This is a genomic window from Pseudomonas sp. 2FE (genome assembly GCF_005503735.1).
Classification (GTDB): Bacteria; Pseudomonadota; Gammaproteobacteria; order Pseudomonadales; family Pseudomonadaceae; genus Aquipseudomonas.
Genome location: NZ_SCMO01000002.1, coordinates 149,520 through 164,615, shown reverse-complemented (window position 1 = coordinate 164,615; position 15,096 = coordinate 149,520). Strand labels below are relative to the sequence as shown.

Annotated in this window: 14 protein-coding genes; 8 read left to right on the top strand and 6 right to left on the bottom strand. The window is 64.6% G+C overall.

The window, feature by feature from the left end:
- Positions 1–133 precede the first annotated feature (133 nt).
- Genes FFS12_RS05885 through FFS12_RS05875 form a run of 3 tightly spaced genes read left to right on the top strand, consistent with a single transcriptional unit; the run spans position 134 to position 3,844 of the window.
- Complete coding sequence (locus FFS12_RS05885) at positions 134–613, top strand: RNA pyrophosphohydrolase (protein ID WP_119952845.1); 480 nt, start codon at positions 134–136, stop codon at positions 611–613.
- 38 nt (positions 614–651) lie between these two features.
- The gene (ptsP, locus tag FFS12_RS05880) at positions 652–2,931 is read left to right on the top strand and encodes a phosphoenolpyruvate--protein phosphotransferase (RefSeq protein WP_137885976.1); all 2,280 of its coding nucleotides are present in this window, start codon (positions 652–654) and stop codon (positions 2,929–2,931) included.
- Positions 2,932–2,947: 16 nt separating this feature from the next.
- Positions 2,948–3,844 (top strand): SMP-30/gluconolactonase/LRE family protein, encoded by an 897-nt coding sequence (locus tag FFS12_RS05875; RefSeq protein WP_137885975.1) that lies wholly within the window; start codon positions 2,948–2,950, stop codon positions 3,842–3,844.
- Here the strand turns inward: FFS12_RS05875 and FFS12_RS05870 are convergent.
- Positions 3,841–4,587, bottom strand: a complete 747-nt coding sequence (locus FFS12_RS05870) for an NRDE family protein (RefSeq protein WP_137885974.1) — start codon at positions 4,585–4,587, stop codon at positions 3,841–3,843. The genes FFS12_RS05875 and FFS12_RS05870 overlap by 4 nt on opposite strands.
- Before the next feature lie 114 nt (positions 4,588–4,701).
- Here FFS12_RS05870 and FFS12_RS05865 point away from each other — a divergent pair, with 114 nt between their 5' ends.
- From FFS12_RS05865 to FFS12_RS05855, 3 genes are all read left to right on the top strand, one after another.
- A complete protein-coding gene (locus FFS12_RS05865; RefSeq protein ID WP_137885973.1) occupies positions 4,702–5,484 on the top strand; it encodes a sulfite exporter TauE/SafE family protein in 783 nt (260 codons plus the stop codon).
- Positions 5,485–5,493: 9 nt separating this feature from the next.
- A complete protein-coding gene (gene lgt / locus FFS12_RS05860; protein WP_137885972.1) occupies positions 5,494–6,285 on the top strand; it encodes a prolipoprotein diacylglyceryl transferase in 792 nt (263 codons plus the stop codon).
- 200 nt (positions 6,286–6,485) lie between these two features.
- Positions 6,486–7,280: a thymidylate synthase gene (locus FFS12_RS05855; RefSeq protein ID WP_137885971.1), complete on the top strand. Its 795-nt coding sequence runs from the start codon at positions 6,486–6,488 to the stop codon at positions 7,278–7,280.
- A gap of 173 nt (positions 7,281–7,453) precedes the next feature.
- On the opposite strand, the gene FFS12_RS05850 is transcribed toward FFS12_RS05855, so the two are convergent.
- Genes FFS12_RS05850 through FFS12_RS05835 form a run of 4 tightly spaced genes read right to left on the bottom strand, consistent with a single transcriptional unit; the run spans position 7,454 to position 12,886 of the window.
- Positions 7,454–8,461, bottom strand: a complete 1,008-nt coding sequence (locus FFS12_RS05850) for an AraC family transcriptional regulator (protein WP_137885970.1) — start codon at positions 8,459–8,461, stop codon at positions 7,454–7,456.
- Between the two features lie 3 nt (positions 8,462–8,464).
- A complete protein-coding gene (locus FFS12_RS05845; RefSeq protein ID WP_137885969.1) occupies positions 8,465–9,691 on the bottom strand; it encodes a serine hydrolase in 1,227 nt (408 codons plus the stop codon).
- A 19-nt stretch (positions 9,692–9,710) separates the two neighbouring features.
- A complete protein-coding gene (locus FFS12_RS05840) occupies positions 9,711–11,075 on the bottom strand; it encodes a DUF1329 domain-containing protein (protein WP_137885968.1) in 1,365 nt (454 codons plus the stop codon).
- Positions 11,076–11,089: 14 nt separating this feature from the next.
- Positions 11,090–12,886 carry a DUF1302 domain-containing protein gene (locus tag FFS12_RS05835; RefSeq protein WP_137885967.1) on the bottom strand — a complete coding sequence of 599 codons (1,797 nt, stop codon included), beginning with the start codon at positions 12,884–12,886 and terminating at the stop codon, positions 11,090–11,092.
- A gap of 344 nt (positions 12,887–13,230) precedes the next feature.
- Here FFS12_RS05835 and FFS12_RS05830 point away from each other — a divergent pair, with 344 nt between their 5' ends.
- The gene (locus FFS12_RS05830) at positions 13,231–13,488 is read left to right on the top strand and encodes a hypothetical protein (RefSeq protein WP_137885966.1); all 258 of its coding nucleotides are present in this window, start codon (positions 13,231–13,233) and stop codon (positions 13,486–13,488) included.
- A gap of 437 nt (positions 13,489–13,925) precedes the next feature.
- Here FFS12_RS05830 and FFS12_RS19865 read toward each other — a convergent pair whose 3' ends face one another.
- Entirely contained in the window at positions 13,926–14,087 is a 162-nt protein-coding gene (locus FFS12_RS19865; RefSeq protein ID WP_171011825.1) for a hypothetical protein, read from the bottom strand.
- Here FFS12_RS19865 and FFS12_RS05825 point away from each other — a divergent pair.
- Positions 14,086–15,072: a diguanylate cyclase gene (locus FFS12_RS05825; protein ID WP_171011824.1), complete on the top strand. Its 987-nt coding sequence runs from the start codon at positions 14,086–14,088 to the stop codon at positions 15,070–15,072. The genes FFS12_RS19865 and FFS12_RS05825 overlap by 2 nt on opposite strands.
- Positions 15,073–15,096 lie beyond the last annotated feature (24 nt).

Below are 15,096 nucleotides of genomic sequence, written 5' to 3'. Positions count from 1 at the left end.
GAAGCCGGGGGCTGGAAAAGGCCCACAGAATACGAGCTTTCGCCCAGCCTGCCCATAAGGTGGGCAGTCGCGTTGCTGCTGTCACGACCTTTGTGAAAGAATGCCGAAACAAGCGTTTACGAGGTCGTGTGCCGTGATCGATTCTGATGGTTTTCGCCCGAATGTCGGCATCATTCTGACCAATGATGTCGGTCAGGTGCTGTGGGCGCGTCGTATTAATCAGGATGCCTGGCAGTTTCCGCAAGGCGGGATCAATGATCACGAGTCGCCGGAAGAGGCGCTGTATCGCGAATTGAACGAAGAAGTCGGCCTGGAACAGCACGATGTGCAGATTCTTGCCTGCACCCGCGGCTGGTTGCGTTATCGTCTGCCGCAACGTTTAGTCCGTACCCATAGTCAGCCGTTGTGCATCGGGCAGAAACAGAAGTGGTTCCTCCTGCGCCTGAAGTCCGCCGAAGAGCGGGTGCGCATGGATCTGACCAGCAAGCCGGAGTTCGATGGCTGGAAGTGGGTCAGTTACTGGTACCCGCTGGGCCAGGTGGTGACATTCAAGCGCGAGGTCTACCGCCGCGCGCTCAAGGAACTAGCGCCGCGCCTGTTGGCGCGCGACTGACTACGACGCACTACTGACTAAGGAGCCGACCCCGAGCCATGCTCAACACGCTGCGCAAGATCGTCCAGGAAGTAAACTCCGCCAAGGATCTCAAGGCGGCGCTGACGATCATTGTGCAGCGGGTCAAGGAGGCCATGGGCAGCCAGGTCTGCTCGGTTTACCTGCTCGACCCGGAAACCAATCGCTTCGTGCTGATGGCCACCGAGGGTTTGAACAAGCGCTCGATCGGCAAGGTCAGCATGGCTCCGAGCGAAGGCCTGGTCGGCCTGGTCGGCACCCGCGAGGAGCCGCTCAACCTGGAAGACGCCGCCAGCCACCCGCGCTTCCGCTACTTCGCCGAAACCGGCGAGGAACGCTACGCCTCCTTCCTCGGCGCGCCGATCATCCACCATCGGCGGGTGGTGGGCGTGTTGGTGATCCAGCAAAAGGAGCGCCGGCAGTTCGACGAGGGCGAAGAAGCCTTCCTGGTGACCATGAGCGCCCAGCTCGCCGGGGTCATCGCGCACGCCGAGGCCACCGGCTCGATCCGCGGCTTGGGCAAGCAGGGCAAGGGTATCCAGGAAGCCAAGTTCATCGGCGTCGCGGGCTCGCCGGGTGCGGCCGTGGGGACTGCGGTGGTCATGTTGCCGCCGGCCGATCTGGAAGTGGTGCCGGACAAAACCGTCGAGGATATCGCAGCCGAGCTGCTGCTGTTCAACAACGCCCTCGAAGCGGTGCGCGCGGACATGCGGGCGCTGTCGGCCAAGCTGGCGACCCAGCTGCGCCCGGAAGAGCGCGCGCTGTTCGACGTCTACCTGATGATGCTCGACGATGCCGCCCTGGGTAGCGAAGTGACCACGGTGATCAAGACCGGTCAGTGGGCGCAGGGCGCATTGCGCCAGGTGGTCGGCGAGCACGTCAGCCGCTTTGAGTTGATGGACGACGCCTACCTGCGCGAGCGCGCCTCGGACGTCAAGGACCTCGGCCGCCGGCTGTTGGCCTATCTGCAACAGGCGCGGCAGCAGACCCTGGTCTACCCGGATAACACCATTCTGGTCAGCGAGGAGCTGTCGCCGGCGATGCTTGGCGAAGTGCCGGAAGGCAAGCTGGTCGGCCTGGTCTCGGTGCTCGGTTCGGGTAACTCGCATGTGGCGATTTTCGCCCGTGCCATGGGTATTCCCACGGTCATGGGCGCGGTCGACCTGCCGTATTCGAAAATCGATGGCATTCAACTGATCATCGATGGTTACCACGGTGAAGTCTTCACCAACCCCAGCGAAGTGCTGCGCAAGCAATACGCCGAGGTGGTCGAGGAAGAACGCCAGCTGACCCAGGGCCTGAGTGCGCTGCGCGCGCTGCCGTGCGAGACCCTGGATGGCCACCGCATGCCGTTGTGGGTGAATACCGGCCTGCTCGCCGATGTGGTGCGTGCCCAGGAGCGGGGTGCCGAAGGCGTGGGGCTGTATCGCACCGAAGTGCCGTTTATGATCAAGGACCGCTTTCCCAGCGAGAAAGAGCAGCTAGCGATCTATCGCGAGCAGCTGGCGGCTTTCCATCCGCTGCCGGTGACCATGCGCAGCCTGGATATCGGCGGTGACAAGGCACTGTCGTATTTCCCGATCAAGGAAGACAACCCTTTCCTCGGCTGGCGCGGCATTCGTGTGACCCTCGACCACCCGGAAATCTTCCTGGTGCAGACCCGCGCGATGCTCAAGGCCAGCGAGGGGCTGAATAACCTGCGCATCCTGCTGCCGATGATCTCCGGCACCCATGAGCTGGAAGAGGCGCTGCACCTGATCCACCGCGCCTGGGGCGAGGTACGCGACGAAGGCACCGATGTGCCGCTGCCACCGGTCGGGGTGATGATCGAAATTCCCGCGGCGGTCTATCAGGTGCGCGAACTGGCGCGCCAGGTCGACTTCCTTTCGGTCGGCTCGAATGACCTGACGCAATATTTATTGGCGGTGGACCGCAACAACCCGCGGGTCGCCGATCTCTACGATTTCCTGCATCCGGCGGTGCTGCAGGCGCTGCAGTTGGTGGTCGATGGCGCCCATGCCGAAGGCAAACCGGTGAGCATCTGCGGCGAGATGGCCGGCGACCCGTCGTCGGCAGTGCTGCTGATGGCCATGGGGTTTGACAGCCTGTCGATGAACGCCACCAACCTGCCCAAGGTGAAATGGCTGCTGCGGCAGATCAGCCTGAGCAAAGCCAAGGAACTGCTGGCACAGCTGATGAGCATCGACAATCCGCAGGTCACCCACAGCGCCCTGAACCTGGCCTTGCGCAATCTCGGCCTGAGCCGAGTACTCAATCCCGCGGCGATGATTCAGGCTTAAGCGGCGTACTGTCTTGATGGAACAATCGGTTTTGCTGGGGCAGTCGGCTTTGCTGGCGCAAGCGGCTCAGCCGTTGCCGCTGTGCTTGCTGGCCAAGCTGCGGCTGTCGGCGGCCAGCGCGCTGGTCTGTCAGGGGCCGAGCCTCTGGCTGGTGGCCGACGATGCGTTGAGCCTGCAGCGCTACAGCCTGACCGGTGACTGGTTGGCTGAGCAGGCGCTGCTACCGGGCGAGCTGCCCGAAGACGCCAAGCTGCGCAAAAAACTCAAAGCGGATTTCGAGGCGTTGCTGCTGTTGCCCGATGGCGCCTTGCTGGCGCTCGGCTCTGGTTCGACCAAGCGGCGCCGTCGCGGTTGTTTGATCCGGGGCGGAGTCGTTCGCGTCATCGACCTCGGCCCGCTGTACCTGAAGCTCGCCGAGCATTTCCACGAGCTGAATCTGGAAGGCGCCGTGGTGCACGGCGGGCAGTTGCTGTTGGCGCAGCGCGGCAATGGGGTGGGTGGGGAAAATGCCCTGGTGTTTCTCGACCTGCAACAAGCCCTGGACGACCTCGACAGTGGCCAGTTAAGCGCGAGCGCTCTGTTGCGCATCCTGCCGTTGCAGCTGGCGGAATTGGACGGCGTGCCATTGAGCCTGACCGACCTCAGCGTGGATCCCGCCGGACGCCTGTATTTCAGCGCCGCAGCCGAAGCCACCGACTCCAGCTACCTGGACGGCGCCTGCGTCGGCAGTGTGCTCGGACGTTTCGATCAGGACTTCAACATCGTGCAGCTGGCTCGACTAACGCCGCGGGTGAAGATCGAAGGCTTGGCCTTCCAGGCCGACGGCCGTTTGCTGCTGGTAGCCGATGCCGACGACCCGAGGATTGCGGCGCCGCTGTTTGCCCTGGATGGCCTTGGCGACAGGCTGCTCTAACACTCCAGGCTGACCTCGCCCAGATGCGCGCCATAAGGCCCAAAACTCCGCTCGACCAGCTGCCGCCGGCCATCGGCCTGGACGATCAGCGCGCTGCTGGCGCGCGTGCCGTAGTTGGGGCCGGCGATGAAAATGCTCGAGAGCAGTCGTTCGGTGGCCAAGCCGAGGCCGGTGTCCGGTAGGGAGGCTTCCGGTGCCTGCTGCGGATCGCCCAGAATCTCCAGTAATGTCGGCGCTTGCGGCGGGTCGAGGCATTCGGCGAGCGCCGCCTTGGCGCGCCGCACCTTCGGCCAGGGCGTATTCAGATTGGCATTGGACAGCCCGTAGATACCGCTGCCCAGGCGCAGTGGCGCGCCTTCCCGGGAGTTGAAATGCCAGAGTTCGTGGGTGCTACCGACCAGCAGATTGAACCCGGCGTAGTCGCTCGCCCGTTGGGCGAGCTCGGCTAAAAAGGCTTCAGGCGATTGCGGGCCGCGAAGAAACTGTGCCACCAACTCTCCCCGCGAGCGGCCGATCTGTGGCTGGCGCGCGACGCGGATATTGGTCAGCGCGGCGAAACGGCCTTGCGGACCGATGCCCAGCCAGGTGCCGCCGGCCTCCAGGTCGCGCCCGGCGATCACCCCGAGGGCATCCTCCCAGGCGCCGAGCGGCAGGCTCGGACGGGCATAGAATTCGTCACGGTTGGCGGCGAGCACCAGGGGGATGGCATGCCCCGGGCGCCAGGCGAATACGATCAAACACATAAAGACTCCTTGAACGCACCCCACTGTACGAGAAGCGCGTCGTGGCATCCATAGTCGCGGTGGAGGGGTGGGGGCGCATCCGTTACCATGCCGCATGGTTTTTCGGGGGTGCCGATGGAATTTCTGCTCTATTTGCTGCTGGGGGCCGGCGCTGGCGTGCTCGCCGGGCTGTTCGGCGTGGGTGGCGGGCTGATCATAGTGCCGGTGCTGGTGTTTAGCTTCACCGCCCAGGGCTTCGATGCGTCGATCCTCACCCACCTGGCGGTCGGTACCTCCTTGGCGACCATCATCTTCACCTCGATCAACGCGGTGTTGGAACATCAGCGCAAGGGCGCGGTGCGCTGGCCGATCTTCGCCTGGATGACCCTCGGGATTCTGCTCGGCGCCGGTTTCGGTGCGCTGACGGCGACGGCGATCAAAGGCCCGCTGCTGCAGAAAATCATTGGTGTGTTCGCGATCATCATCGCGCTGCAGATGGCCCTGGAGCTGAAACCTCAAGCCAGTCGCGGTGTCCCGGGCAAGCTCGGTTTGAGTGCAGCCGGTGTGCTGATCGGTTGGGCCTCGGCAATTTTCGGCATCGGCGGCGGCTCCTTGACCGTGCCCTTCCTGAGCTGGCGCAGCGTGCCGATGCAGCAGGCGGTGGCCACCTCGTCCGCCTGTGGCTTGCCGATCGCCGCGGCCAGTGCACTGAGTTTTATGCTGTTGGGCTGGCACGATCCGCTGCTGCCGCCGTGGAGCCTGGGCTTCGTCTATCTGCCGGCGCTGGCCGGGATTGCCATCACCAGTATGCTGTTTGCCCGCTTTGGCGCGCGCCTGGCGCATAAATTGTCGCCGCGCTTGCTCAAGCGTTTGTTCGCCCTGCTGCTGTTCTGCGTGGGCACGAGTTTCTTGATTTAAGGAGTCCACATGCTGGCTTACCCGCAAATCGACCCGGTGGCGCTGGCCATCGGCCCGCTGAAAATCCACTGGTACGGGTTGATGTACCTGGTCGGCATCGGCGGCGCCTGGCTGCTGGCTTCGTACCGGTTGCAGCGTTTCGACCCGGGCTGGAGCAAGGAGAAACTCTCCGACCTGGTGTTCTGGGTGGCCATGGGCGTGATCGTCGGCGGGCGGTTGGGCTATGTGTTGTTCTACGACTTGCAGGCCTATATCGCCAATCCGCTGCTGATCTTCGAGGTCTGGAAGGGCGGCATGTCGTTCCACGGTGGCTTTATCGGCGTAATGCTGGCGACTTGGTGGTTCGGTAAGCGCAACGGCAAGAGCTTCTTCGAGCTGATGGACTTTATCGCGCCGCTGGTGCCGATTGGGCTGGGCGCCGGGCGGATCGGCAACTTCATCAATGCCGAGCTGTGGGGCAAGGCCACCGATGTACCCTGGGCGATGATCTTCCCGACCGACCCGGCGCAGCTGCCGCGCCATCCGTCGCAGCTCTATCAATTCGCCCTCGAAGGCGTGGCGCTGTTCCTGGTGCTCTGGGCGTTCTCGCGCAAACCGCGGCCGACCATGGCGGTCTCCGGCATGTTCGCGCTGTGCTACGGCTTGTTCCGCTTTATCGTCGAGTTCGTCCGAGTGCCGGATGCCCAGTTGGGTTACCTGGCCTTTGGCTGGCTGACCATGGGCCAGGTGCTCTGTGTGCCGATGATTCTCGCTGGCATAGGCCTGCTGGTCTGGGCCTATCGCCGAGGCCGTCCGCAATAGCTGCGGCGCTCGGTCATACGGCGTTGGAAGTAGGCTCAAAATGCTCATTTACTAAAGTAAACTGCGCTTTTGACTCGCTACGCTCGCCCTGCGGGCCAGCCTACGGCTGTTACTCCGCTTTGCTGCGTTGCGCCTCCTTCCGCCTTGTCTGGCCTTCGCTCGCGACGCTCTTGGGGTCGCCCTGATTACTTGGAGTTGGAATGAAACAGTACCTCGAGCTGATGCGCCTGGTGCGCGAGACCGGCACCTTCAAGCCCGACCGCACCGGCACCGGCACCTACAGCCTGTTCGCCCACCAGATGCGCTTCAACCTGGCCGATGGCTTTCCGCTGGTGACTACCAAGAAGTGCCACCTGAAATCCATCATCCATGAGCTGCTGTGGTTCCTCCAGGGCGACACCAATATCAAGTACCTGCAGGACCACGGCGTGCGCATCTGGGACGAATGGGCCGACGAGAACGGCGACCTCGGCCCGGTGTACGGCTACCAGTGGCGCAACTGGCCGGCGCCGAACGGCGGCTCGATCGACCAGATCAGCACGCTGATCGAAATGCTCAAGACGAACCCGGACTCGCGTCGGCTGATCGTCTCCGCCTGGAACCCGGCGCTGGTCGAGCAGATGGCCCTGCCGCCGTGTCATGCGCTGTTCCAATTCTACGTCGCCGACGGCAAGCTCAGCTGCCAGCTGTACCAGCGCTCGGCGGATATCTTCCTCGGCGTGCCCTTCAATATCGCCAGCTACGCGCTGCTGACGCTGATGGTGGCGCAGGTCTGCGACCTTAAGCCGGGCGAGTTCATCTGGACCGGCGGCGACTGCCACCTGTACGCCAACCATCTCGAGCAGACCGATCTGCAGCTGTCGCGCGAGCCGCTGCCGCTGCCGAGCATGCGGCTGAATCCGGCGGTGAAGGACCTGTTCGCCTTCAGGTTCGACGACTTCGAACTGCAGGGCTACCAGGCTCATCCGCACATCGCCGCGCCGGTCGCGGTCTGACATAGTGCTGGCGGCCGAGCTCAAGGCTTTCCACAGGGTCGCCCGCCTGGGCAGCAGCACCTAGGCGGCGAAGACGCTCGGTCTCAGCCAGCCTGCGGTTACCACATAGATCCGCAACTACGGCGTCGAGCCGTTCTAGCGCGCCGGCCGCAACCGGTCAGCGGCGAGCGCCCTCACGGCTTGCCGGAATGCCGTTGCCGATAGAGGTTCGCGCTCTGTCCCGTCCAGCGGCGAAAGGCATGGCGAAAACTCGAGCTGTCCGCGTAGCCGAGTAGCGCCCCGATCTGCTCGATGCTCAGCTGGGCATTGGCCAGCAGCCGCTGGGCCCGCGCCTGGCGTGCCTGGTCGATGATCTCCCGGTAGCTGCAGTTCTCCTCCGCCAGGCGGCGGCGCAGGGTGCGCTCGGTCATCTTCAGGTGCTGCGCGGTCCAACGGATATCCGGGTAACGCTCCGGCAGCGAATCGAGCAGGGCGACGACGCGCTGCTTCAGCCCGCCCATTTCCCGCTCCAGCAGGTCGTTGAAGCTTTCGCCGGCGAGCGCCAGGGCCGTCTGGAACACCGCCGGGTTGGCCGTTGGAATGGGTGTCTTCAGCAGTTGCGCGGGCAGGTGGAAGACTATGCCGCTACCGCGAAAGCGCACCGGCTGACGGAAGTACTCCTGATAGGGGCGGACGTCGCCTGGGTTGGCTGGCAGTGTTAGGGCCAGCAGCTCGAAGTCGTCACGCAGCAGATCCTTGAACAGTTTGAACGAGGCGGAGGCCAGCACGTTGGCGTGAAACAGCCGCGCCTGTTCTGACCAGCCTGGCCGGGAGTTGAGACCGATGGCGATCCGTACTTCGTCCGGGGTGGACTGTTCGATGCGGATTTCGGCTATGTCCTTGTTGAACAGCAGCATGTAGGTCTTGACGACCTTGAGCGCGTCGTCCACGCACTCGGCGCTGAGCAGCGCCAGGCCGGCCACACCGTAGTCGGAGATACGGTAGTGCTCGCCCAGGCGCAGCCCGTCGGTGGCGTCCCGGCTGTTCAACACCATCCAGTCATAGAGCGTTTCGCTGGGTAACTGCGGGGTTCCCTCGCCCGCCACCTGGGGCAGCGCGGGTGGCGCTATGCCCTGGGCCTTCAGGTAGTTGTGCAGCGGCCGCCACTCGAAGTCGAACTCGATGATGGAGGCGGCCTGCATCTCTCAACCCTCGCGGCCGGCCACTTGCCGGGCGATGGCGCGGAACGCCGCCAGGGACTCGTACTCCATGCGGGTGCCGTCGTGGTGGTAGTCGGCATAGGCCGAGCTCTTGGCGATCACCACTTGGCGGGCCGGGTTCACGTAGATGAACTGCCCGTAGACGCCTATAGCCATGAACTCGCCCTCCTCGCTCTGCGGAATCCACCACTGATAGCCGTAGCCCAGGTTCGGCTGGCCTTCCTCCTGGAAACGGCCGGGTTGCAGATACGCCTGCCTTGGCCGCACCGAATCCTCGACCCATTGCTCGGGCAGCAACTGCTCGCCGGCCAGGTTACTCCCGCCGTGCAGATAGAGTAGGCCAAAACGGGCGTAATCGCGCAGCCGCAGGTTGAGGCCGCCGAAGGCCAGTTCCATGCCTTGGGCATCGGTCAGCCAGCGGCCGTCACCCTCGACGCCCAGACGTGACCAGAGCTTCTCCTGCATGTACTCGGTCAGGCTCTTGCCGGTGGCGCCCTTGAGCACCATGCCGAGCACCTGGGTGTCGACGCTGAGGTAGTCGTGTTTGCGGCCAGCGGGCTGGTCGCGTTGCAGTTGGGCGATCCAGTCGTCGGTCGAGCGGCCGAGGGCGATGGTGCGGCCGAGCTGGTTGATGCCCGCCTCGGGGTCGGCGTAGTCCTCGCTGAAGTCGATGCCGGAGGCCATCTCCAGCACATCCTGCAGGGCGACCCCCTCGTAGCCGCTGCCTTTCAGCACCGGGGCGTAGTCGCTGACCGGATCGCGCAGGCTGCGGATCGAGCCGTCCGCCAGCGCCATGCCGACCAGCGCCGAGACGAAGGATTTGCCCACCGACCAGGAGATCACCTGGGTCTCGGCGCTGTTGCCCTGGAAGTAGTCCTCGTAGGCGACCTGGTCGTCGGCCAGTACCAGCAGCCCGGTGGTGCCGGTGCGCTCCAGCCACTCGTTCAGCACGACCCGCTGGCCCTGGAACTCGAAGCCGCTCGGCAACGCCTGTGGCGCCGCGGCGAGCGGCAGCACCGGGCCGCTGCGGTGGATGTCGTGGAAGTCGAACAGCGCTGGCAGCGAGCGGAAGTTCTCGACTATCCGCTCGGGGGCGAACAGCGTCTGCAGCTGCCACAGGCGCAGGGCCTTGTGGCCGGCGAACAGCAGGCACAGGCAGGCCAGGGCGGCGGCACCGACCTGCAGCAGGCGGCGCAGGGAAGGGTGTTTCATGTGGTTAACCTCGATGAACTCAGTTGGTGCCCATGCGGCGCAGGTTGGCGGGTTTCCAATAGCTTTCCGGCGGTACCGACAGGTGGAACTGGCGCGGTGACTTCTCTTGGCTGCGCAGGCCGAGGGCGCTGTAATCGCGGTTGATCAGGTCGTGGTAGACGGTCATCTCGGTGGTCAGGGTCGGCACCTGGTAGGCCTGCTTGGCCAAGGCCAGGTTGACCCGCCAGAGCTGACCGCGGCTGTCGTAACTCTCCGCCATCAGCACGCTCCAGCTGTCCTCGTCCAGATAGAAGCGGCGCTTGGCGTAGACGTGCCGCTCGCCCGGCTTGAGCTGCGCCTCGACCACCCAGACCCGGTGCATCTCCCAGCGGGTCAGGTCCGGGTTGATGTGTCCCTTGTGCAGGATCTCGTCATGCGCGGTGCCCGGCTGGCCGAGGCGGTAGTTGTTGTAGGGCACGTACAGTGCCCGGCGGCCGAGCAGCTTCCAGTCGTAGCGATTGGGCGAGCCGTTGTACATGTCGGCTTCGTCGCTGACGTAGCCGTCGGCCGGGTTGTCGTAGGCCACCGTCGGCGCGCGGCGCACGCGGCGCTGGCCGGGGAAGTAATTCCAGGCCATGCGCGGCATCGCCACCTGGTTGATGGGCTCGTGCACCAGCAAGGTCTCGCCGGCGGAACGCGACGGCGGCAGCTGTTTGTTGACGTAGCGGAAGAGGATGTTGTCGAGGCTGTCGGCGTCCTTGCCCGCTGCGTAGTAGTTGGAGAACAGCTGGTTCTCCTCGCGGAAGCCGGAGTAGCTGCCGTTGGCCTGCACCCTGGCGGTGCTGGAGACCTCCTCGAAGTAGCGGCCCTGCCAGCGTGCGATGTGGTTCCAGATGGCCTCCAGGCCGTTCTGCGGGATAGGGAAGGGAATCCCCGCGTAGGCCTGCGCGAAACCGTTGCCGTCCTCGACCAGCTCGGCGCTCAGGGCATTGCGGTAGGTATTGGCGTAGATCTCTTCGGGCGCGGCGAAACTGCGTTGGCTGGGGTAGACCGGCATCTTGAAACTGTCCGGATAGGTGGCGAACAGCGCCTGCACGCCTTCGCCGAGGTGGGCGGCGTATTGGCTGCGATTGCCGGCATCGATCACCAGCAGTGGCGCCTGGTCGGCATAGGGATCGACCTCGAAGTTGCCCGGCCCACCATAGCCGGCAGGCGCGCTGTGCAGACCGCCGTTCCAGGCCGGAATGCCGTTGGCGGCATCGCCCTCGCGGAGGGCGCCGAAAGGCGTGAGATCGGTGTTGAGGCGAGCGGCCTGTTCGGTCGGTACCTTGGCCTGGGCGCCTAGTGAAAGCAGTGTGCAGAGCAAGGCGCCGGTCGCGCACCGGCCTGTTGAGTGAAGTTTCATAGCAGAGCTCCCGGTCAGAAGGAGTAGGAAAGGTTCAGTGCGAGGTTGTCGCGGTCGACCAGCGGGTTGTTCTTGCGGGCGCCCCAGAACGCCGTGTAGCTGAGCTTGGCGCCGAGGTTCTCGCCGTACCTCGCCCCCAGTTCGAGGGTCGACGACTTGCGCCCCTCGATGAAGTTCTGGTTCAGCGCGGGCGAGGTGCCGTAGACGTCTTGACGGAAGGTCAGGCCGGGCAGCAGGTCGATGCCGGACCAGACGTTCTCGTAGCTGCCTGACAGGTTGAGGGTGTAGCCCCAGGAGAACGACGACAGGTACTGGTAGTTGGCCGTATCGAGCAGGCTGCCGGGCACATGGTTGGCCGCCACCTCGGCGACCAGCAGCAGACCGTCGAGGCCGAGCGCCGGGCCGAAGCTGTGCACCGCCGAGAGCGAGCCGGTGTACAGCTCGTGGCGGCGGTACAGGTCGATGGCGCGGCCGTCCACCGTGCCGAATTCGCCCAGGTCGATGGGCTGGCCACTGGCTCCACCGCCGAGTAACGCACCGCTAGCCAGCTGCTCCAGCTCGTGGGTCATCGACGGCTCCAGGGGCGCGTTGGGCCTATAGGTCAGCTCCAGCGCCAGGTTGCTGTCGCCGACGTTGCCGGAGACGGTGAAACCGAACAGGCGGATGTCCTCTGGATAGATCAGGTCGTAGTCAGTGCCATCGAGCAGTGCGAGGCCATCGACCAGCGGTACCGCCGTGGGATCGAACACCTTCGCCAGGCCGCAGAGATCGGCGAAGCGCCCGCCGTCGCCCGCGCTGCAACCGAAGGAGCTGCCGGGACGCAGGCTGAGGAACGGCACCTTGCTGTGGTAGTTGAGGTAGTAGAGGCTGAACTCGGTGCTGTTCCACTGTTCGGCCATGTAGCGCAGGGCGAAGCCGAACTGGCCGTTGTCACTGGCGTCGCGGTCTCGCCCGTAGCGGGCGCCGGCCACCACCCCGTCGACGCCGTTCACTCCGGGCACCAGGGCCTCGGGAACGCCCAGCTCGGCCAACTGCGAACGCAGGTCGATGATCACGCCGTTGGTGCCCTTGCCGAAGATGTCGTTGTCGCTGAGGAAGGCGCCGGTCGGCATCAGCTGGTTGCGCTGCCATTCCAGGCCATAGAAGCTCTCCAGGTTCAGGCTGTCGCTCAGGCCGAGCTGCAGGGCGACCATGTTGGTCGGCAGCAGCGCTTCCTTGAGGCTGGCGCTGGGCAGCACCAGGCGGCCGACGTCGACCGGGTTCACCACGTTGAGGCCGTCGCCGTAGTAGATGCCCTCGCCCCAGTTGATCACCTGCCGCCCCAGGCGCAGGTTGACCGGCATCCCGCCCAGCTCGCGATTGCCGTAGAGGTAGGCGTCGAGCAGGCGCGTGCCGTGGCCTACGCGGTTTTCCAGATCGGACGGATAGCGCCGGTCGCTGTCGGTGTTGTGCAGCGGGTTGTCGCCGCCCGTGGGGTTGTGATCCATCAATCGGGTGTCGTACCAGGCGCTGCCGCGCACGAACAGGCCATCTTCATGGAGCTTGAGGTGCAGCTCCGAGCTGAGCTTGTACTCGTTGGCGACCAGCCCGCGGCTGTAGTATTCGCTGCCATCGTTGGCGTTGGCGAAGATGTTCTGACCATCGCGGACGATCCGCTCGGTCTCGCTGGTGCGGTATATCGCGTTGTATTCGACGAGGTTGTCGAGGGAGGCGCTGAAGCCGTCGGCTTCGGTATCGAATTGAAACGCGCCAGCCTGGTGCGAGGCGGCTAGGATGCCCCAGGTCAAAAGCCGTACAGTCTGTTTTCTCATTGTTATCTACCAGTTTAGGGTGGTTTTCCCCTGAGCGGCATGACAACAGTGGCAGTACGTCTACACGAGCGTAGTTGCGGACAAAAAACGGCTGGTTCCGGCCAGCCTGCCGAGCGGCCTCGCCATCGAGTGCTCCCCCGGCGCAAGATAAGTTGCGGTTATCTACGGGGTGGCCTTTTAGTCTAGCCATCTGCAGGCGGTGCGGCCCTTGAGTCCCAGGCTCACCCCTCAAGCCCGTCGCAGGCCGCGCCCTGGTAGGCGCCGGTGTAGCGCCAGTCGGGCAGCACCTGCAGCAGCCGGCCCTCGGCCAATGCCTGTGCGGCGGTGAAGTGCGCAGGCCGGCGATGCTCGGGTCATGCAGTGCGCCGTGCGGGCGCAACGAGGTGCTGCTGTTGCCGACTCAGCAGAATGACATTTCGCTGTTCTTCTGCGCTCGTACAGACAAGGGCCAATGGCAGGTGGCCGGGCGCTTCGAGCAGGCCTATTCCACCGAGGAACTGATCGAGGCTGCGCGGATGGGTAGGGTGCAGAAGGTGATGCCGCGCTACCAGAGCCTGCAGGTCGGTCAGCAGCTGTTCGTGCCGCTGCCGCCCGAGGATTGAACGCCCGCCTGCTGCGAGCAGCAGCTCGGCGATCCGTCGTGTGCCGCCATTGCGGCGGGGCTGACGCTACGCCTAGTGGTCGTCGATCAAGGGTTGCAACTGCGGACGGGCTTGCTCCTGCAGCAGCGCCGGGTTGTCTTACAGGCGGGCTCGCCACCCACAGGCGGCGCCGCGCTGTCGAACCGCACCAGGCATGCAGGCCCGGGCGGGCTAGGGCCCAGGCGCGCACCGTCCAGCGCCTCGCACAGCCACAGGCGCTGCAGGCGATTGCTTGAGGTTTTGTCAGTCGGGGGCACGCGCTGTTCCGCTGGCGGCTGGAGTACAGAGCATAACCGCAGTGCGGCCGGCAGGGCTAAACCCTGGATAGGTGTATGGACTCGGCTGTGCGGGCTAGGCTGCAAGGCAGAACAAGAATAAAGCGAGCGGTCATAGTGAAATTACCCCATCTGGATTGGGTCAATCAGGACTCCCCTTACCTGCGTCAGCACCTGCAGGGGTTCCGCCTGCTGAATTTCGCCGGGGAGCTGGAACAGGCCTTCAAGCGTTATCACATCGATGTCTTCCTCCTGCGCATGCGCTGGGCCCTGCATGGTGGCCATGCTGCTGATTCTGCTGTTTGCCGTGCTGGATGCGCTCAGCCTGCCGCCGACTATTCGCAGCAAGGTATTGGCCCTGCGCCTGGGGCTGATCCTGCCGATGCTGTCGATCACCTGGCTGGCCACCTACAGGCGCGAGCTGCGCCCTTACTTGCAGCTGATCGGCGGCGTGGCGGCGCTGTTTGCCGGGCTGGGCGTGGTGGGCATCATCTGGATCGCCCGCAGCCATGCCTTCCCGCTGCCCTACGAGGGCATCATCCTGGTCACGGTGTTCTTCTACTTTCTCACCGGGCTACGTTTCACCACCGCCGCGCTATGCGGCTGGCTGACCTTTCTCGCCTACCTGGCGATCGAAGTGATCAGCGGCTCGCCGGGGGCAGTGCTGCTGTATACCGCCTTCTTTCTCGGTTCGGCCAAGGTGATCGGCTCGGTGGGTTGCTACTTTCTGGAGTACGCCACGCGGCAGAACTTCCTCGCCCAGGGACTGCTGCAGGATATGGCGGAGAAGGACTTCCTCACCGGCCTGCTCAACCGCCGCGCCTTCAGCTGGCGCCAGGCCCTGCGCGAGAAGCATGGGCTGGGCGTGGTGATGATGGATGTGGATTTCTTCAAGTGCTACAACGACCACTATGGCCATGCCGCCGGCGATGAGGCCCTGCGCAGGATCGCCCAGGTGCTTGGCGAACACGCGCGGCGACCGCTGGACATAGTCGCGCGCTATGGCGGCGAAGAGTTCGTCGGCCTCTGGTACAACCTCAGCGAGGAGCCTATGCAGGGGATACTCGAGAGGCTGCGCAGCGACATCATCGCCTTGCAGCTGCCCCATGCGCAGTCCGACGCGGCCGCGGTGGTCAGTATCAGCATCGGCCTGGCTTATCTGGTGCCGCAGGCGCACCAGCGCCTGGAAGACACCCTGCGCCTGGCCGATGTCGCCCTCTACCTGGCCAAGGAGCAGGGGCGTGACCGCGTGGTCTGCAAGAAGCCCTGAACGGATAGAAGACTTCATTCATAA